The sequence below is a fragment of the Ruminococcus flavefaciens genome, assembly GCF_900116855.1.
Taxonomy (GTDB): domain Bacteria; phylum Bacillota; class Clostridia; order Oscillospirales; family Ruminococcaceae; genus Ruminococcus; species Ruminococcus flavefaciens_R.
Window position 1 is genome coordinate 243,678 of sequence record NZ_UETD01000003.1, and the last position, 19,880, is coordinate 263,557.

Consider the following 19,880-nt stretch of genomic DNA (forward strand, 5'->3'; position numbering starts at 1 on the left):
TATGTCAGAATTTGTATCCGCAGATATCGAGAAATTCGTACAGTTCGAGACTCAGGCTCAGGAAGCTATCGAGGAGTTCCAGTCCATAAAAGACGACTTCGACGATATAAACAATACCCTCCTCCGTCAGTGGCAGGGAGCAGGCAAGGATGCCTATGAGCAGGAGTCGAGCCACATTATGGAAAACGTCACAGGTATCGAGACTATCCTCAATACCATCTGTGACAGCATCATAAAGGACGTCAAGGACGCATACCTCCAGCTCGATGAGGAGCTGGGCGCCTTTAATCAGAATCCTCAGGGAGGGGAACAGTAAAAAATGGGAAGACCAAGCGTCGGCGAGATAAATACCGACAGCATTGAGAAGAAAAAGGTAATGATAAGCAGTCTTACGGAGCTCCCCGAGAAGTCGCCTGAAACAATTTTCAATCTTATTTTTTCCGAGGACGGAAGCAAGGAAATGGTGAAGAATGAGCCGAGAGATAAGAGGAACTGATTTCAAATTCACAGTTGATACCTCTCATGGTCTCAACAAGGACGGCTTTATCGCCATTGGTACAGAGAGTATCGTTTACAAGGGACTGAAGACCGCCAATGAGGGTGGTCTCCAGTTCTCCTGCGTACTGAAATTCAAGCCCCGATATGTTCAGTCGGGGAGTGAGGTCATCGACAGGCTGAAGAAGTTCAAGGAGGAAGAGCTCACCATCTTTGACGACCTTCAGGAATGCCGTTCCATCGTCCGAATCTTCGACGTTATCGAGGACCTCGGGGACTTCAGTATGCCCTGCGAGCACATTGCAAGCAAGGTCATCAACAGAGACGGATATTTCTGTGTGGTGGAGGAGTACATCGACGGATGGTCTCTTGAGGAGTACTGCCGCGAGGAGAGCTGGAAGCTCCGCAAGGCGCAGCAGCTCGAAAACGGACTCAGCAGAGTTATCAACTACCACGACTATCCCGAGGAGGAGCGTCAGCGTATCGACCTGAGCTATAAGAACTATGCAAATATCATAAAGTATCAGGGCGAGATAATACAGTTCATGATAAACCTCTGTGAGATACTTGAATTCGTGACGGAAAAGAAGAATATCCTTCATCTCGACATAAAACCCGAGAACGTCATGGTAACAAAGTACGGCAGAGAGCTGGTGCTCATCGACTTCGGACGCGCAAAGCGCATCACTAAGGCAGACAGGTTCGCAAGAGTCAAAATGGCTCCTGCAAATTACAGCGGCAAGGAGACCGTGGAAAGGATGTTCCAGTACGGGACCCTCGGATATGCTGCTCCCGAATGCTATACGGAAGCCGCTGACGGTTCGGAGTTCCCGTTCAGACAGCCGCTGGAAAAGGGAAAGATGTCCATTGAAAGCGATATCTTCTCGTTTGGCGCCACATTCTGGGAGTGCCTTAACATCTTCGAGCTGGTTACGGGCAACAAATGGTTCTCCGGGGAAAGCCACGACTTCTACAAGGCGAACTTCCTCAGCGATGAGGCATACTGCGACAGAGACCTGAGCCTTACATCGATACACTACCACAAGAAGCTGGAGAATATCATCCGCACCTGCACAAAGGCGAGGACGACCCACTATCTTGAGGAGGACAACAGGGAGTTCTACCACTCCTACTCCGAGCTGAAAAAGGACATAGAGGACGCAAGAAATTCCGCCCCGACTATTGTCCGAGCAGAGAATATCAAGGTCAGGAACGCCTTCGGAATGTTCGGCGTTACAATGGCTGTGGCCACAGCCTTTCTGCTGATGATATTCCTTTACCGACTGGTGGGCTATGGAGTTGCCATGGACAAGTGGGACAGCCTTATGTCGGGGTATAACGTTACCCGATTCTATAAGCTGGACACTATCTCCACGGACCTCATGAAGACTGCCCCGGGCAGCAAACAGGAGAGTACCTACAATATGATATCGGAGTTCACCTATCAGGACGGCGACATAGACGATAAGGAAGCCGCACTGCTGGTAAAGCTCCTGAAGAAAATGAACAGCCGCGAGCATCTCGGCGAGCATATCGACGAGATGATGATGCACGGCAATCAGAAGAACTTCAGGGAGATAAGCTCCGAGATAATGACATTGGAGCCTGAGACTGAGAGCGACGGCTACCGCATTGCCAAGGCTATCTACAATACCGAGGTAGGCAGGACTGATTATATCGAAGCATATGAGCTGCTCGACCGCTACAAGGACGACAGCAGGTTCAGCAACGCAGTTATAAAGCTGAGAAACGTTCTGGACAACGATGAGACTATCCGTATGCTTGCCGATTATAAGGGCATCGAAAGATCCGAGATACAGCAGCATCTCGCTGAGATAGGAGGCTGATGACCATGAGCAGAAGAAGAAATTCAGGCGTTATAAGCCGCTTTCTGGAAAAGCATCTGCTGGTCCAGTATGTTCTTACCTCCTTCGCAAAGGTACTGCTGGGATTAGTTATTGCAGCAGCGGTGCTCTTTGGCATACTGAAGGCTGTGGGAAAGTATTCCGCGCTGGAGAGCAGGCTTGACCTAAAATACGATTCGCCATGGCTGACAGTTCCCATGGCGGCAGCGCTGGCACTTGCCCTGATCGCGCTTGTTATAGGACTTATCCTTTATTTTTACAAGTATAAGCGCAGCAGGACAAAGAGCAGCTTTTACAATGCTCTCAAGGACATTGTAAATGAAAAACGAAAAGGCTGATGCCTTTACAGGGGAAAGATGATCCATTTATAAGAGATTGGAGTGTTTAAAGTGAAAAAGAAGCTTCTTTCAATAATACTGGTGGCTATGCTGTCGACCAATGCCATTCCGTATACAGCTTTTGCCGAAAACGGTGAGAGCAGTAAAACGACGGCTGAGGAAGCAGCAAATGATACAGAAGACAACACAGAAGAGCCGAGTGAGGAAGAAACTCCTGAAGAAGTGACTGAGATAGATATGTCCGAAGAAGGTAACAATATCAGGCTTGTAGCTGTTGAGCACAACGGCGATTACAGTTATAAGGACCTCAGATATGAGATATCAGAGTTAGACGGCAAGGATGTAGAGCTTGCATTTGAGTTTGATTACTCAAAGGACTCACATAACAATACAGTTGCAAAAATAAAAACTCTTACAGCAACAGGCAGTGACGCAGGCCTGTTTGAGTTCAAAAATGCAGTGGGTACACAGTGTATCGTCGAAAGGACTACACATATCGTTGATGTCAGACCGACACAGCTTAGTATCAAGCTTGGTAAATCCATCGGCAGTGAGATAGAATGTGAAGCTGTTAATGAAAAAGCTGATATCGACGAGAATGTTAAGTATTTCTGCAAGGTGAAAACTGCCAATAACAAACCTGATGAAGGAGAATACGAATTTGAGGGGCTGCGTACTACCCACGGTGATTACACAGCGCAGTTCGATCAGGAGTATACATTTAAGGTCGTAAGCGGAGAGCTTGAACAAAGCGTGCTCGATAAGCTGCCCAAGGGTACCGAGTCGCTGAGAGGAGTAACAACTCGTACCATAAAGGCTCCCGACGGCTATGAGATATCAACGAAATATGATGAGAAGTTCGGTGAATCCATCACTCTTGAACTGAATGCAGAAGACAACAGTGCAGATTACTATGTCAGACAAAAAAACCATGAAACTGTATATCACTGTAAGTATAATTATGTGATCTATGCAAATACGACCGTAAGAAATCTCTGGGTCGGAGCAGGCGATGCTGAAGTCGTTGACAACGGAAAGGCTGTCACCACAAATGGCAGACCTGTTATCAAGGTGCTGCTTGAGCGCGAGGATGATACAGAGCTGAAGGATATCATACTCAAGGTCAAGAAAAACAACGACAATGATCTGACGGTCCGTCACAGTCAGCTTAATGAGAACGACGTTGATATACTGTCTATGATCACCACTACAACGACTGCTTCTGCGGCCACAACAACGACGACTGCTTCCGGCAGTTCAGCTTCTGCAACTGCCACGACTGCCTCGGGCAGCACACCTTCTGCATCCGCAGCTGCAACAGTTGTTACAGCACCTGTTCAGAATAGCGATAACGGCATTGTTTCAGTTGAGTACGAGGATAATAAATACTATTACGCAGAATTCGTTCTTCCCGAGACGGTAGCAGGCGATGCTGATGTGTATAAAAACTTCAGGCTTGAACTGTCCAACGATGATAATACCCGATCAGAGAGCCTTACCAAGGAGCTCTCCACCGATCGTGATAAAAACGGGACTCACAACAGTCTTATCGTCGATAAGAGAAAGCCTATCATCGCATCGGGAACCGAGAAGGATAACGGTGTTGCCGTAACATTCGATAATGTCAATGGCCGTATGGATTGCAGGCTTTCAGTCAACGATCTGGACAGCGGCATAAAGAGTGTCCGTTACAAGTGGGATTTTGAATCGGCTGAAACAGAACCTCACGAGGCAACAGGTACAGGTAACAGCGGCGGAAAAGAAAATCTGAAGTTCAGTTTTTCCACTAAACTGACAGATGAGCTGAAGAATAGAGAGGAATTCTATCTTGAAATATTCGTTACTGACAATGCAGGAAACCTGAATGAGAAATATGTTCAGAAGGTAGTGTCCAAATGGGATACAGAACCTGCCGAGGTGGTCTATGCGAGATTTCTTGATGAACACTATGCTCCTGCGGAAATAGAGATGAACGACCTCGGTAACTTCACCAACAAACCGAGAAAGCTTGCTGTTTTCATGAAGGACAAGACCGCTCAGACCTACGTTGCAGGCATCAAAAACGCCTCATTTGAAGAGAGCAGCAAAACGGTCAACGCTAAGATATATCCTCTTGCTTCTGTGAAGGATATGGAGAAATATCTCAGTAAGATCACAGTCGTAGACGGCAAAGAGGTGCTTCCCGATGATATGAGGTGGCCTCTCACAGAGGGAATAATAAACTGTCTCGATGATCCTGAGCAAATTAAAAAAATAGACGAGAAGGACCGCAGGGAAGGTCTTGCTGTTCTCATTTTTGATGTAGAGGATATCTCAAAGCTATCGAATCTGGATATGAAAGTAGATGACAGCGTCGGAAACCAGACCCTTATACATATCAATAATGCTGTTACGGGTATGATAAAGAACAGCGTTATATATGATACCACTGTTCCGGATACCGATGTTACATTCTACGAAAACGGCAAAGCTCATAAAACAGGCACCGGGCAGGAGCAGTATGCTCCCGATGATGAGGGCAGAGTATGGCTCAACGAGAACGATACTTCTTTTAAGCTCAGCGTAAATGACAGCAGCAGCGGCTTGAAGACCGTTTACGTTCAGAAGATCAACGATGAAACGCATGAGGTGGTTTGTGAGGATTTCCTTGATATCAGCAAGGACGGCCACAGCAGCGAGCTCAGTGTCGCACTGCTGAAGAGCGGCGCCAAAAAGCCTGCCGAGGCACTCGATGCGGCTCTTGACGACGGCAAATACTCATACAATTTTGTCGTTACCGATAATGCGAATAATATTATCGGAAACAGATATGCCCCCGATAAAAACCTGACATATGTTATGTATAAGGTCGGAGTATATAAAGGAAAGGTAAAAGCTTACTCCGAGCCTATCGCAGGCATCTCCATGCCCATAGACAATAAGATATGGGCGGACAAAAAGGATAATGTCTCCGTAAAGATAAAGCTTGACGGAATATATGCAGGCAAAGCTGATCTCAGCCTCAAAGTAAACAATGTTGATGTGGATTATGAATATGATGATAAAACAGGCATACTTACCGCTGAGCTTTACAGTAAAAGAGTAAAGATACCCTTTGACAACAAGCAGCAGTACAAGCTGGAGCTTACGGGTCACGACAATGCACGTCATCCCATTTCCCTTTCAGCGCAGGATGAGGAACATCCGCTGAAAAACGATACTATATATGTTGATACCCAGAACCCGTCTCTGACCAAGATACAGGTAGAGAAGGTGCCCGATATCGTAGAAGAAAAGCTGAATTTCTTCACATTCGGTGCTTTTGCAAATAATGCCGTAGTCTTAAAGGCTATCATCAATGAGCCTCATTTCGACAGCGGTCTCGACAGCGTATATATTGATTACGTTGATGAGAACGGCGTGGCTACACAGGAAAAAATGTCTCTCTGCAATCGCACGCAAGGAACATATACATACACATATATGATGCCTTTGGGCGGTCAGGCATTCTACAACGATATCAGGATAAGCGTTGTTGATAACTGCGGAAAGACAAATCTTGAGAAAGAATTCAAGATAAGCAGCGACGGAATGGACAGCAAAAACTGCGTTGTAGTTGAGCATAATGATCCTGTTATCAGCATAGGCATCCCCGAGTCTGACAGAATAAGCGAGGTGCCCGAGGAAAATGAGGGCACTGAGGAGTCTGAGCTGACAGATGCAGGTCTTGAGAATGAGACCGAGCTGATAGCCGGCGAAGAGGAGACTGAGCTCAAGGAGAACGATATAGCTTATCCTTATCATATCGGCAATTACGGCAGTGATACTCTTCCCGAGGACGGTATATGGTATTCCGAGAACAAGCACTTCTCCGTAAAGATCGTGGACGCTCAGTCAGGTATTGATACCATAGAAATGAGCCTCAACGGCACTCCCATCGATCCGCGCAAGTATGTCACCATTCCAGAGGACAGGAAGGAAAAGCTCACCGACAGGGCTGAGACAGATGCTGTGTGGTTTGGCTTTGACACCGAGGTGCTTCACAAGGAGCTTGAAAAACAGCCGATCGACGGATACTATTATTTAGATATCAAGGCTAAGGACAACTCCGGCAACGAGGTCAAAGAGCCCGTAAGGTTTGAATATCATCTTGACGATGTTGATCCTCAGATAGAGAAGTTCATATTCTCACCGTCGTCATCGGACAAAGAGAATGAGACCAGCAGCTGGCTCACAGACGGTGATGCTCCTTTATACACATATTTCTTTGCAAACAAGTTCTGGGCAATATTCAGGATAAAGGACGAAGCGCCCACATCAGGTCTCAACAGAGTAGATTACAAGCTGCTTCCTTACGAAAACGGTGAACCTGTTGGCGATAAGGCTGAAATGAATGTTTGCTATCCTCATTACGCAGCGGATGAGTTTTCCGAGGACAGCGAGGAGTATAAGCTTATGGAAGCTCTCCTCGAGGAGGAAAGAAAGGCTGCCGAGGACACTGAGGAAGAAACAGAGTTCAACGGAAAAACAGGCTATGCGTGGATCCGGATACCCGACGGCTTTAAGGGACAGATATTTGCAGAGGTATACGACAATGTTGGTCATCACTCGGGAGATATGACCACTCACGCTTATGTTACCGATAATGCCGCTCCCACAGTTGAGATAAACGGCGTAAATAACACAAGATACTCCGATGAGGAGGGCAACAAGCTCTATTCGTCAGAGAAAGAGGTAACTGTTACCATTAAGGATACACAGTCGGGTATAAGAAAGATCGACTGCTACATCAATTCCGAAAAGCGTCAGAATGACGGCGAAAGCATTGATCTGAGAGATTATGACCTCGAAGGAGCCGATGAGATCGAAGGCGGCTGGAGGATAGTCGGCAGAGACCGCAACCTCGTAACGGAGGTACAGAAGACCTTCAGATTTGACAGTGATGATAACGGTATCACCATTACCGCAAGTGCAGGCGATAACTCGGGCAATCACTCCGAGGACGCAGTGAGCGATAAGTTCACAGTTGACCTGACAGACCCTGTTATAGACGTTGATATCAACGAGGGCATTGACGGTACACATTATTACAGCGCAGATCACAAGCCCGAGATCGACATTAAGATCACAGAGAGAAACTTCGATGCCGAGCTTATCAATACGACACTGAACAATACTTTCGGTACCAAGGTCCCGCAGGTATACTTCACAAAGGTATCGGATACTGAGCATACTGCTCATCTCGTATTTGACGAGGGCGACTTTACCTTCGACATCAGAGGTACAGACAGGGCAGGTCACAGCGCAAAGGTAAATATGGACCGCTCAAAGTTCGGAAAGTTCTACATGGACAGCACAGCACCTGTGGTTACCAATAACTTTGGCGATTTCGCCAACGATAAGACAGGCAATTATCTCAACAGTGCAAAGAACATTGAGATCACCGTGGTTGAGCACAACTTCGATCCCGAGAGATCGGGTCTGAAGATCTGGCAGAAGGACCCCGGCTCAGAGCACGACAACACAGGCTTTACAGATGTTACCAATTCGGTTATTTCCCGTGCTGACTGGAAGTCTGACAATGACACACATACCCTTTCGGCACAGCTGAAAAAGGACGGCGTATACAAGATAGAGGTAGCACCCTCCGATCCTTCGGGCAACAGTGCAGCTTCTGCAAGTACGGCAATTTTTGAGCTGGATACGACAAAGCCTCAGGTAACGGAAAAGAACGGCAAGCGTGTTGATAAGTCGAACGCTGAAAAGTTCCTTGATGTCTACAATTCTTCGCGCAAGGACGAGGCAATACCTACTGTTGAGTTTGCAGATGCCAATTTCGACCATCTGAAATACGTCCTGACAGTTTACGCTCCTCAGTACAAGAACGGCAAGGAGCTTGCAGTCATAAGACCGCAGAATATGTTCCTCCCCGAGGACAAGGACGAGACAGGAACACTTGCGAGCACAAAGTTCGCACTTCCCGAGTTTGACAAGGACGGCGTATATGCACTTGAGCTCATTGCAGTCGATAAGGCAGGAAATGAGAGCTATCTCAACTCCAACACCTACATGAGACTGATGGATAATGATGTTCTGGCATATATCCCCAACAGCAGTCAGGCAAAGAAGACAGGCTGGTACTCATTCCAGTATGAGAACGGAGAGCCTATAAGCAAGCGTCCCGATAACTTCAGCGATATCGAGATCGTGGTATTCTCAGAGAAGAATTCTGACGTAAATGTAGTTCTGAGAGACTACAACGGCGATGAGAAGATCACAGGTCTGGTATCAGACACAGACCCCAGTCTCTACGGAGTAAACATCTCAAGATTTACGCTTGGTTCGGATTACTTCAAGAGCAATTTCGGTGATGATACCGATACAGAGCTTTATCTGTCGGTAAAGAACGACGACGCAAGAATTGACCTCGGAAGGCTCCACATCGATAATATCGAGCCTGAGTGCGATCTTCCCAAGTCACTGAAGTCGTGGAAGTGGTTCGCAGGAAACAAGCCGAGGACCATTACCGTAAGCAACATCAACGAACAGCTTGATATGAGCAATTGTAAGGTATATGACAACGGCAAGGAGATAGACTTTGACTATTCTCCCGAGGACAGAAGCCTTTCATTCAAGCTTGAAAAGGGCTGGCACAGAGTCGGCGTTAAGCTTGAGGACGAAGCAGGAAACGTTTACAGTATCCAGGAGATAGATAACCTCTATATAGGTTACTTCTGGCTGTGGGTCATCCTTGGTTCAGCAGCAGCTCTCGGCGGACTTGCAGCGTTCATCATATCCAAGATAAGAAAAAAGAGACTCTACTGATAAAAAAGGCACCTGCCGTATGGCAGGTGCCTTTTATGAGTTTTTTCAGCTTGCTTTGACTGAAGGAGCGGTATATTTTCCTTCAATGAGGAGCTTTATGTTTTCGGCATTGACATCATTGTCAGCGCCGAGCTGATAAACATCACCCTTGGTATGATCGTCCAGCATTTTGTGGTATTCGTCCTTGGAAGTTGCTTCGGCGTTGATGTTATATATCTTTTCTTCGTTATCGCTTACCTCGGTATCACCGTAATTGAAGATCTCCTCGAACTGGAATACATCATTGAACTTGTAGAAGCTGCCTGCGGTATAGCTGGGAGCGTGATACTCGCCCCAGAGCTCGCCGCTCTCGGGGAAATAACCTATAGTTCCGTCACTTCCGAAGGAGCCGACAGGAACAACACAGCCGTTCCATGAATAAACCGAAACGCTTGGAGCAAATGCAATGCCCACCGATACAAAGAGCTCGGGCACTTCATCACCGTTTACATCCATGAGGGAGTAGGTGCTCTTCATATTCTGGTTATACTGCATCTGGCTGAGATAGTCTGAAAGGACAGCAGCATAGCCCTCCTCCATAGAAGCCTTATTGCCGAGAGCTGCGTCGATAGAGTCGTCATCAAAGCCAAAGTCGGTTCCCATGTCCTTGATAACACCGCTGAGGAGCAGGGTATACTCGTCGTTGTATTCCTCCTCGGTACATTCCTGACCGTTCATTTTGTATACATTATCGGTGATCTCGAAGGTGTATACATTAGCCAGCTTGGAATTCTTCAGACGGTAGAGCTGAACTATCTGGGAATTTGTCTCATAGTTAAAGAAGAATATAGCCAGCAGGTTGCGGTTCATGCTGAAGTACATCTGACCGCCGTCGCTTATGGGTTCAAATTCTGTATAGACGTTCTGGTCGCTGAGGCTCTTTATAAGGTAGGTCGTATCATCTTCCGTGCCGTATGAAATTATGAGCTCGGGTATCCTGTCCTCATTAATATCGTAGACGGTAAAACGTGCAGTTTCATCGAATTTGTCGCTCTTTTTGAAGTCTTCGATGGCATCGCGGTAGATAAGGCTCCAGTCTACGTTCGCTACCTCTGACATATCGGTGTCTGTGCCTGTGATGGGGTGTTCATAGGATATATCAAAGTACGGATCATAGGCTGTGGTTTCCTGTACTGCGGCATTGGTTCCCTGATCGGCAGATGTATTGCCTGCTGTTGAGGAGCTTTTGCCGTTGTTTGAACAGCCGCAGAGAAGGGCAGCTGTACAAAGTAAAGCCAGATATTTTTTCATGGTATTACCTCCATAAAATTTTACTTGTCTATGCTATTATATCACAAAAAAGCTTACTTGTCATCACACTTATTGCGATTTTCGTAAATTTTTCACTTTTCTTACGTCTTGATAACATAGAGAATGTATGATAAAATTGAAAAAGTGATATTTTTAAAGACTTTTTAAACTTCAGTGTGATATTATAATATCAGCGAAACAAACATCGGAGGGAAAAGATATGTTCTTCAAGATGCTGAAAAACGACCTTAAATACAAAAAGGGACTTAACATCATCATATTCATCTTCATAGTCATAGCCTCTGTGCTTGTATTTGTGGGCTCTGTACAGATATACTCCACCCTGTCAAAGGACAGGACCACCGAGGAGGTGTGCAGACCTTCCAATATCATATTGGGAGTATACAAGCAATACTCCACAGAGAATGACGGATACAAGAAGATAGAGCCTGTTCTTGATAAGAGCCCATGGGTAAGCAGCTGGCACACAGCAAGGATGAACCGGGTGGGCTACACCAGCATGGACTTCCCGGGCTATGACGAGAATGAGGGCAATCTTCAGAACCGCGTCCAGTTCCTCACCACTATCCCGCTGGAGGGCGACTATGTCTACGGACTTGATGACCAGCCCTTCTATGTTGAAAACGGCCATGTGGCAGTATCCGTGACCGTAAGGGACAAGACAGGCGTAAAAGTGGGCGACAAGGTGAAACTTACCACCGTTACGGGCAATGTCTATGAGCTGGAGATAAGCAACTTCTTCAAGGACAACAGCATGAGCTACATGGAAAGATACATAGTTTCCGATGCGGATTATGAGGTCCTTTCAGCGGACGCAGTAAGATGTGATACTGTTTACTGCATAAAGCTGAAGGAAAACACCTTTACCGCACAGGACGCCCTTTACAGGGAGCTTGACAACAGTGAGCTGGACGCAGGATATTTCACCATATCCAACAATATAGGTCCCACAAATGAAGATTCCATGATGGAGGTCATCTCCATATTTGCAATGGTGGCTTGTGTATTTCTTATACTTATAATCTTCATGACCATACGCTTCACCATGGTTGCGGAGATGAAAAACGAGGAGAAGGAAATAGGCATGATGAAGGCTCTGGGAGTCGACTCTCTCAGCTTCCGCTGGCTGTTTGCTGCGAAGTATATTGCCTTTGCAGTGGTGGGAGGAGTCATAGGTATCATCGCAGGTCTGCCGCTATCGGGCATATTCATCAATATGTTCGGACCCGACTGCATACTTCCGCCCCGCTGGTTTATGATACTTATCGGCGTGGCAGCGGTAATCGCTACAATAGCGGTAATGATACTGTTCTCGCTGCTGGTAATGCGGAGGATAAACAAGATATCGGTAATAGACGCAATTCACGGTGAGAACCGCGGAGAGCGCTTCACCAAGGGCTTCCCCATGTTCCTGCACAGGAGAAAGCACATGAAGATACCATTTTTCCTCGGTATTACAGATGTGCTGGGAAGGCTCAAGAGGTATCTTTTCCTCATAATTGCCTATGCTCTCGGAGCTGCCATAATCCTTGTGGTATTCAACGTCCGCCACAGCTGTATCTCTGCGGAGTATATGAAGAACTGGATGTATCATACCCTTGATTTCGATATCGATTACAACAGTGACACAAGAAACGAGATAAACAAGGAAGCGCAGAGGACAGGTGTCTACTTCTGCGATGTCGTCAATAAAAGAATTGAGAAAGCAGGAATCCCTGCCCGTATCGAGTATATGCATGCAGGCTCTGCTGATCTTGAGCGCAACGGCATCATCAAGAACTTTGATATGTTCTGGGGCAATGATCAGGCTGAGAAATTTGAATACCATGAGGGCGGAAAAGCTCCCGTGCTTGCAAATGAAGCGGCAATGAGCGCATATACCGCAAAAAACATGGGTATCAGCGAGGGCGATGTGCTGAAGGTCACCATTTATGAGAACAACGAGGACAATACAGGCAGCGTTGAAAACGAGAAAGAGATAGTCATAACAGGACTGTTCGATACCATGGAGGACGGTGTGCCCTCTCTTATCATGGGTAAGGAGTATGACAGCGGCTATAAGATGGGATATAACATTACAGGCTTTGTGATAGACGCTCCCGAGGAGGATAAGCCTGCTGTAATAGAACAGCTCCGCGGAGTATTCGGCAAGGACACCATACTGACTCCAAAGGAGGCAGCAAGGAGCGCCATGGAGGATTTCGACAGGCTGTTCGCACTGCTTGAAAAGGTCATGACCGTAGTTGTCATACTTGTACTGGTGCTGATAACCTACCTCTATGTGAACATATTCATAACCGAGGAGGCTTCCGAGACCGCTCTCATGAAGAGCATGGGCTTCCGCGGCTCCACTGTAAAGCTGGGCTATATTTTCAGGATTGCCATGCTTCTGGTCATAGGCATAGTCATCGGTGAGGTCATCAACTGGACAGGCGGTTCGGCACTTTACGGAGGCTATTTCAAACAGTGGGATGCAACGGGCATGAAGTTCATTCCCGAGTTTCCCGTAAGCTTTATAGCAGTACCGCTGCTGGTGGCAGGTACAGTCCTGCTGACCACATGGCTCACCGCAGGGGGAGTACGCCACATCGATATATGGAAAATATCCGAAGAATAAGGGAGAGCATAAAATGAGTACAGTTTTATCCGTTAAGGAGCTTTGCAAGACATACATTATCAAGAAGCTCAGCAACAACGTGCTGAGAAACATAAGCTTTCAGCTGGAGGACGGAGAATTTGTCTCCATCATGGGACCCAGCGGAAGCGGCAAATCCACACTTCTCTACACTGTCAGCGGTATGGACAGAATGACCTCGGGCAAGGTGGAGTTCGCAGGCAGGGACATCAGCACCCTCGGAAAAAAGGAGCTTTCAAAGCTGAGACTTACCGAAATGGGCTTTATATTCCAGCAGATGTACATGATGAAGAAGCTCTGCATCTTCGATAACATCGTGCTTCCAGCCTATCAGGCAGGAGTTCCCCGCAAGGACGCCAACAAGCGTGCCGAGGAGCTCATGCGGAGTCTCGATATCATCGACATCGCCGAGCACAATATCAACGAGGTCTCGGGAGGACAGCTCCAGCGTGCCTGCCTTTGCAGGGCGCTTATAAACGAGCCAAAGGTCATATTCGCCGATGAGCCTACGGGAGCTCTCAACTCAAAGGCTGCCGCAGACGTAATGAAGGAGCTCATCAAGGCTAACCGCAGCGGCACAGGTATAATGATGGTAACTCACAGCGTCAGGGTGGCAGCCATGAGCGACAAGGTCATATACCTCATGGACGGCGATATACAAGGCGAGATAGAGCTTGGCAGACTTGCTGAGGACGGGGAGCTCTCCGCAAGGGAGAGAAAGCTGAGCAGCTGGCTAATGGAGCGCGGCTGGTAAGGAGCGGATATGGATATGAAAAGGATAGTTTCGGCAGCAGCTGCCATACTCATAGCCGCAGGGCTCACAGGCTGCGGACGGAAGAACGGCTATGAGGGCTTTACGGTGCCCGAGCAAGGCGGCAGCACACTGAAGCCTGTTGACAGTATTTACATGGAGAATGATTATACGGGTATAGCTCCCAAAAAGGAGAAGGTGCAGAGCACCGTGACATCCTCTGACGGGCTGTGTAGGATAGACATCATGGAGAGCTATTTCGATGTGACTCTTGACTACACATCGGGCAGCTATTACGATGTGGGAGCTGCCTACGGTGAAGCTGTGAACCTTGCATATGAGGGCTACGGCGAAGCCTGCGAGCCCTACATCTATGAGAACATCAAGGCTGTATTCAACGACCTTGACGGGGATTATGCTCCCATAGAGAACAGGGCAAAGGTGTTCTACAACTCGCTGGAAAAGGAATACAGAGACGAGCTGGACGGTTTTGCCGACGGCATAAAAGGGGAGTCCGAGGGATTTAAGGAAGACGGTATACTGAGCCGTGAGGAGGCTGTGCTCATGCAGTTCGTGCCCGATGCACTGAGAGGAACTGCCTGCAGCGCATTATCAGCCGACGGTGAAGTCACAGCAACAGGCGAGCGCATTACCTGCCGTGTGCTTGAATGGATGCTGGGAAGCGATAACCAGATATGCCGCTGTCATGCGGTGGTACACATGAAAAACGGGGACAGGAGCTTCGTTTCCGTGACGCCTCTGGGATTTATGACTATATTGACCGCAGTCAATGACGACGGTCTGATGTTGGGGGAACTTGACGTAGGCAGTAAAAAAATGGTAGAATATACCTGTGAAGACAAGAAGAGCTACACCTACGGTATGCGTTACGCACTGGAGCACTGCTCCACGGCAAAGGAAGCGGCGGAATATCTTGCGGAAAACGCTTCCGATTATCCGTATTGCGTAAATGTCATAGCCACCGACCCGAAGGAAGCCTATGTGGCAGAGCTCTGCGTTACCGATGAGGACGGTGCAACAACAGTACGCGACGGCTCATCGGAGCTGAATGACGGGATCGAATGGGAAGACCCGCATTATCTCTGTGCAGTTAATTCCTTTGCGGCAAAGGGCAATTCTGATATGCTCACAGGCTATGAAGAAAATATCGTAAGGTGGAACAGGTACAATGAGCTTTTCGGGGGACAGCGCGGATTGACTTCAGACCGCTTCAAGGAACTGATGACCTGTGAAAAGACCGACAACGACCTCACACGAATGAGGGGCAGCGGAATGGTACACATGGTCATTGCAGACTATTCCACAGGCAGACTTCAGGCTATACTCACAGGAGAGGACGGAGTCGTTCCGAGCCCCGAGTTTATTGACCTCGGAAGCTGGAAATAAACTTTTCCGCAGCACAGGAGAGATCTATGACCGATATACTGATAATTGAGGACGACCCCGAAATGGGGCAGATAATAAAGGATTTCATGATAAAAGAGGGCTTCTCGGCAAGGCTTTGTCCCACTGCCGAGGAAGCCCTTGAGCTGCTTGAGGGGGAGAGCTTCGGCATAGTGCTGCTGGACGTTATGCTCCCGAAGATGAGCGGCTATGAGACCTGCACGGAGATAAGAAAAAAGGGAGATATCCCCATACTAATGATGAGCGCAATGACTGACGAGGAAAGCAAACTCCTCGGTTATGAGACAGGGGCGGATGACTATATCGACAAGCCCTTTTCCATCAAGGTGCTGACCGCCAAGGTAAGGGCTCTTATGAAGCGGAGCGGCGGGGGAGAGCAGTCGGGAAAGCTCAGCGGCTGCGGCATAGAGCTTGATACCTCATCGCGTATAGTCACAAGGGACGGCGCCGAGCTGAAGCTGAACGCCAAGGAGTTTGAACTGCTGAGGTATCTCATGGAGCACAGCGGCGAGGCTGTCAGTAAGGATGAGCTTTTCAACGCAGTGTGGGGCTGCGACTGCTTTACAGAGCCCAGCACGGTGTCCGTGCATATACGCTGGCTCAGGGAGAAGATAGAGCGCGACCCTAATTCTCCCGAGGTGATAAGGACGGTCTGGAAGGTCGGTTACAGATTTGGTGAGCAGAAATGAAGAGAATGTCAGCTTTTTTTCTGCTGTTCACAGCAGTATTTGCGGCAGCGGTGCTCTGCTTTGACCTTGCCTGTGCAAAAGTCTCGGCAAGCAGGACGAAGGGACGCAATATAGCCGTAAACAGGATCAATACGGAGCTCTCGCAGGAGGCTGCGGAAACAGGAGCCTCTCCTGCTGATATCATAGCAGCGCACACCGACGAGTGGAGCAGACGATACGGCAGCAATATGCCTGAGGAGATACTTTTCGTTTCCATCGAAAACGGGGAAGGAAGCTTCATTACCACAGCGGACAAGAACTGTGCCGTATGCCGCGTGTACGGCAGCGACGGCAGGCTCATGGGCATAGCTGAGTACGTTTACAGCAATGATTCCGCAAAACTGATAATGGTTGTGGGGAACATCTTCTTCGGAGCGGCTTTTCTCCTGACCGCAGGAGCTTTCATTTACATATGGGCAGCGATACTTGTACCATTCCGCAAGCTCTCGGACTACCCCGAAAGGCTGGCAAGGCTCAGGGACATACAGAAGCTTCCCGAGAGCAGGAGCAGGTTCTTCGGCAAATACATCTGGGGCATGAATATGCTGTCAGATGTGCTTGCGTCCGAGAGCAGGAAGATACACATTCTTGAGGGCGAGCGCCAGAAGCTGGTTTCCACCATAGCCCACGGAGTAAAGACACCTATCGCCAATATAAAGCTGTATACAGAGGCGGTCCGTGAGGGGCTTTATACCGACGGCGGCATGACTGAGGATATCGCCTGCAATATAGATCGCAATGCGGAGAAGGTGGAGAAACTGGCGGCGGAGCTGCTGGCATCATCGGACGCTTCTCTGGACGGCTTTGACATGGAGATAAGCCGCTTCCCCGTAAAGGAGCTGGCAGAGCTCATTCACAGCGAATACAAGGACAGGATGGCGATAAAGCGCATACCATTCACGGTGAAGTGCGATACCGACTCTGTAATGGAGAGCGACAAGTACGCGCTGTACCGCTCCGTGAGCCAGATACTGGAGAACGCCGTGAAATACGGCGACGGAAGCGGCATAACCGTGGAGATAATCCGTCAGGACGAGGGCTTCGGCATATCCGTAAAGGACAAGGGCGGACTCCTGCCCGAGAACGAGATACCATATGTGTTCAGGAGCTACTGGCGCGGTTCAAACGCCGCAAACGCCGAGGGCAGCGGTATCGGACTATACTCTGTCCATGAGACTGTACGGGCTCTGGGCGGAAGCGTATTGGCGCGAAGGCTTGAGGATACCAATGAGATGGAGTTCTTCATCTTTATCGAGGACGGCGCTGTGAGCTGATACGATAATATAATACAGCAAAATCCCCCCGGACCGTTTTGATTACGGTTCGGGGGGATTATCATTTATCCTTTTGTTCTTTGGGTTCCTCGGCATATTCAAGAGCCGAGATAACGGCGCACAGCTTTTTTGTGGAGCCGCTGTCAAATTCGATGGTAACGACGGTGTCATCACCGAGGGGAAGGGTGTCTGTAACGGTGCCTGTCCCGAAAAGCCGGTGACGGAGCCTGTCGCCCTTTCTGATGAGCCTGTGGTCGATCATGGCTTTACTGTCCTGCGTTATAGATAATGTTTTCGGAGCCTACGCCGCTGTCGATAGTGAGACTGTATTTTCCGCTTCCTTTGTAGAAATCAGAAGCAGGATTTGTAAGACGGAAGGTAATGTCGCCCACGCCGCCGTCAGCATCAATGTTTCCGTTCATGGTGCCTGTATAGTCGAAGTCACCTACGCCCTGATCAAGGTCCATACCGCCTGCAACAGCGTCCCTGATGGTAATATCGCCTGCACCACCGTCGATGTCTATAATACCTGAGCATTCTATGCCTGTTATATTCAGGTCGCCTGCACCGCAGTCTATTTCTGCCTTGCTGCATTCGATGCCGCTGAAGTTCACATCACCTGCACCGCAGTTAACGTCAAGGAAAGAGCAGTTTACAGAGGCTATTTTTGCATCTCCTGCGCCCATATCAAGTATAAAGCGGTCATATTCATTATCGGGGAGCATGAGCTTTACGACCGGTTTATAATTCATGGGGTGGAAAACAAGTCCAAAGGGGATAGCGCGGTTCTTCTTTGAATCGTAACCCATAGTGAACCTGCTTCCCGATACCTTTGCCTCAAAATGCTCGGAAACATCGGTAGCGTCCACATGGATACTATCGTCGCTGCTCTTTTCGATGATGAGGTCGCCCCAGTCCAGATCCAGCTCAAGCTCTGTCACCTTTGCGCCGTCGAAGACCTCATTGTAGTCCTTTACTTTATAATACTTGTCCTTGTCGCTGTTTATGTACATGATATATCCTGTGATGAGAAGGATAAGTCCGAGAGCTATTGCGATGACAGCTGCCCAGAGAGCTCCGCTGCCCTTTTTCTTATTAACGGGAGCAGACTGCTGCTCCTGCACATTGATGTTGTTTTCAGGCATTTTCTTTTCCTCCTTTTTTGAAGAGACCTACTACCCAGCCGCAGAACCTCTTGATACCTCTGCCGATAGCAGGGATAACTGCGCTGAATGCTGGCTTGCATATAAGTATAACTAAACCGGTGAGTATGAGACCTGCTCCCAAGAACATGATACCCACGGCAGGGAACTCAGTGAGTGCGACGATACCGCCGATAAGGAGACCGATAGCTGCTGCGAAGAAAGCGATAACAAGTGAAATGAGAACGACGATGAGGGCGAATAAAAGTGAGACTACCACACAGACGATGGGAAGCCAGATGGGGAAGGTGAGTATGCCGAGGACTATTCCGAGAGCAATACTTCCGCCCGAAGCCTTTTTCTTAGGTGGAACATATCCGCCCATTGCAGGACCCTGCGCCTGTCCCTGAGGACCGCCCATTCTCTGGGGAGGCATCACGGGAGCACCGCCGACGTGGATACCGCTCTCACGGAGGATATTTACAGCCACATCCTCGGGCGAGCCCATAGCAGCGGCAGTTTCTTCTTCCTTGCCGAAGCCTGCATCGAGGAATACCTCCTCGTAATACGAAAGTGCATCATTGATATCATCAGAAGGCAGACCGCCTCTTTCGAGGTTATTTCTCAGCCTTGTAAGAAATTCAAGTTTGTTCATTGTATTCAGCTCCCTCATTCAATAAAATACTGTCGATTTTTTTCTTATGGCTGCGCCATTCTTCTCTGTACTCCTCAAGGGAATCGTTACCCTTGGGAGTAATTCGGTAATACCTTCTGTTCCTGCCCATGAATTCCTTGTCATAGGTCTCGAGCATCTCGCCCTTCTGCAATCGTCTCAGCACGGGATAGAGAGTGGATTCCGAGATATCCACCGCCTTCCGCAGATACTGAGTGATCTCATAGCCGTAGGTGTCGTTGTTCTGAACGATGGAAAGCACCATGGCATCAAGGAGACCTGCGTTTATAGAAAATCCCATAGTGTAACTCCTTTCTGAAACCATATAGTATTTTGTGAACTGTAATATCTGGTTTCTGATAATATTATACGCCGTATAATATTAGTTGTCAATACAATATTGCAAGTTTTATAAAATATCGTGACTTTTCACATTTGG

At 48.2% G+C, this 19,880-nt stretch carries 15 protein-coding genes; 10 read left to right on the forward strand and 5 right to left on the reverse strand.

The features are described 5' to 3' along the window. Position 1 precedes the first annotated feature (1 nt). From DSZ37_RS03530 to DSZ37_RS03545, 5 genes are read left to right on the forward strand one after another with little or no spacing between them, the layout of a single operon-like run. Positions 2-316 (forward strand): hypothetical protein, encoded by a 315-nt coding sequence (locus DSZ37_RS03530; protein ID WP_242978556.1) that lies wholly within the window; start codon positions 2-4, stop codon positions 314-316. Between the two features lie 3 nt (positions 317-319). Beyond that, on the forward strand, positions 320-496 hold the full coding sequence (locus tag DSZ37_RS17580; RefSeq protein WP_164169949.1) for a hypothetical protein: 177 nt from the start codon (positions 320-322) through the stop codon (positions 494-496). Then, entirely contained in the window at positions 471-2,342 is a 1,872-nt protein-coding gene (locus tag DSZ37_RS03535; protein ID WP_109725583.1) for a serine/threonine protein kinase, read from the forward strand. Before DSZ37_RS17580 ends, DSZ37_RS03535 begins: the two co-directional genes overlap by 26 nt. 5 nt (positions 2,343-2,347) lie before the next feature. Continuing rightward, a complete protein-coding gene (locus DSZ37_RS03540; protein ID WP_109725584.1) occupies positions 2,348-2,698 on the forward strand; it encodes a hypothetical protein in 351 nt (116 codons plus the stop codon). A 51-nt stretch (positions 2,699-2,749) separates the two neighbouring features. Then, positions 2,750-9,502 carry a hypothetical protein gene (locus DSZ37_RS03545; RefSeq protein WP_109725585.1) on the forward strand — a complete coding sequence of 2,251 codons (6,753 nt, stop codon included), beginning with the start codon at positions 2,750-2,752 and terminating at the stop codon, positions 9,500-9,502. 45 nt (positions 9,503-9,547) lie between these two features. On the opposite strand, the gene DSZ37_RS03550 is transcribed toward DSZ37_RS03545, so the two are convergent. Further along, the gene (locus DSZ37_RS03550; protein WP_109725586.1) at positions 9,548-10,792 is read right to left on the reverse strand and encodes a hypothetical protein; all 1,245 of its coding nucleotides are present in this window, start codon (positions 10,790-10,792) and stop codon (positions 9,548-9,550) included. 220 nt (positions 10,793-11,012) lie between these two features. Between DSZ37_RS03550 and DSZ37_RS03555 the strand changes: the two genes are divergently transcribed. From DSZ37_RS03555 to DSZ37_RS03575, 5 genes are read left to right on the forward strand one after another with little or no spacing between them, the layout of a single operon-like run. Beyond that, positions 11,013-13,430, forward strand: a complete 2,418-nt coding sequence (locus DSZ37_RS03555; protein WP_109725587.1) for an ABC transporter permease — start codon at positions 11,013-11,015, stop codon at positions 13,428-13,430. 13 nt (positions 13,431-13,443) lie between these two features. Next, on the forward strand, positions 13,444-14,202 hold the full coding sequence (locus DSZ37_RS03560; RefSeq protein ID WP_109725588.1) for an ABC transporter ATP-binding protein: 759 nt from the start codon (positions 13,444-13,446) through the stop codon (positions 14,200-14,202). A 15-nt stretch (positions 14,203-14,217) separates the two neighbouring features. Further along, the gene (locus tag DSZ37_RS03565; RefSeq protein ID WP_146198153.1) at positions 14,218-15,606 is read left to right on the forward strand and encodes a C45 family autoproteolytic acyltransferase/hydolase; all 1,389 of its coding nucleotides are present in this window, start codon (positions 14,218-14,220) and stop codon (positions 15,604-15,606) included. Between the two features lie 26 nt (positions 15,607-15,632). Further along, positions 15,633-16,313 carry a response regulator transcription factor gene (locus DSZ37_RS03570; RefSeq protein WP_109725590.1) on the forward strand — a complete coding sequence of 227 codons (681 nt, stop codon included), beginning with the start codon at positions 15,633-15,635 and terminating at the stop codon, positions 16,311-16,313. After that, complete coding sequence (locus DSZ37_RS03575; RefSeq protein WP_109725591.1) at positions 16,310-17,626, forward strand: sensor histidine kinase; 1,317 nt, start codon at positions 16,310-16,312, stop codon at positions 17,624-17,626. Before DSZ37_RS03570 ends, DSZ37_RS03575 begins: the two co-directional genes overlap by 4 nt. A gap of 61 nt (positions 17,627-17,687) precedes the next feature. Here DSZ37_RS03575 and DSZ37_RS03580 read toward each other — a convergent pair whose 3' ends face one another. The 4 genes from DSZ37_RS03580 to DSZ37_RS03595 are packed head-to-tail and all read right to left on the reverse strand — an operon-like array spanning position 17,688 to position 19,742. Continuing rightward, positions 17,688-17,888 (reverse strand): hypothetical protein, encoded by a 201-nt coding sequence (locus DSZ37_RS03580; RefSeq protein WP_109725592.1) that lies wholly within the window; start codon positions 17,886-17,888, stop codon positions 17,688-17,690. A 4-nt stretch (positions 17,889-17,892) separates the two neighbouring features. After that, the gene (locus tag DSZ37_RS03585; protein ID WP_109725593.1) at positions 17,893-18,771 is read right to left on the reverse strand and encodes a DUF4097 family beta strand repeat-containing protein; all 879 of its coding nucleotides are present in this window, start codon (positions 18,769-18,771) and stop codon (positions 17,893-17,895) included. Beyond that, positions 18,764-19,423 (reverse strand): DUF1700 domain-containing protein, encoded by a 660-nt coding sequence (locus tag DSZ37_RS03590; protein WP_109725594.1) that lies wholly within the window; start codon positions 19,421-19,423, stop codon positions 18,764-18,766. Before DSZ37_RS03590 ends, DSZ37_RS03585 begins: the two co-directional genes overlap by 8 nt. Then, positions 19,410-19,742 carry a PadR family transcriptional regulator gene (locus DSZ37_RS03595; protein ID WP_109725595.1) on the reverse strand — a complete coding sequence of 111 codons (333 nt, stop codon included), beginning with the start codon at positions 19,740-19,742 and terminating at the stop codon, positions 19,410-19,412. Before DSZ37_RS03595 ends, DSZ37_RS03590 begins: the two co-directional genes overlap by 14 nt. Between the last annotated feature and the right edge of the window lie 138 nt (positions 19,743-19,880).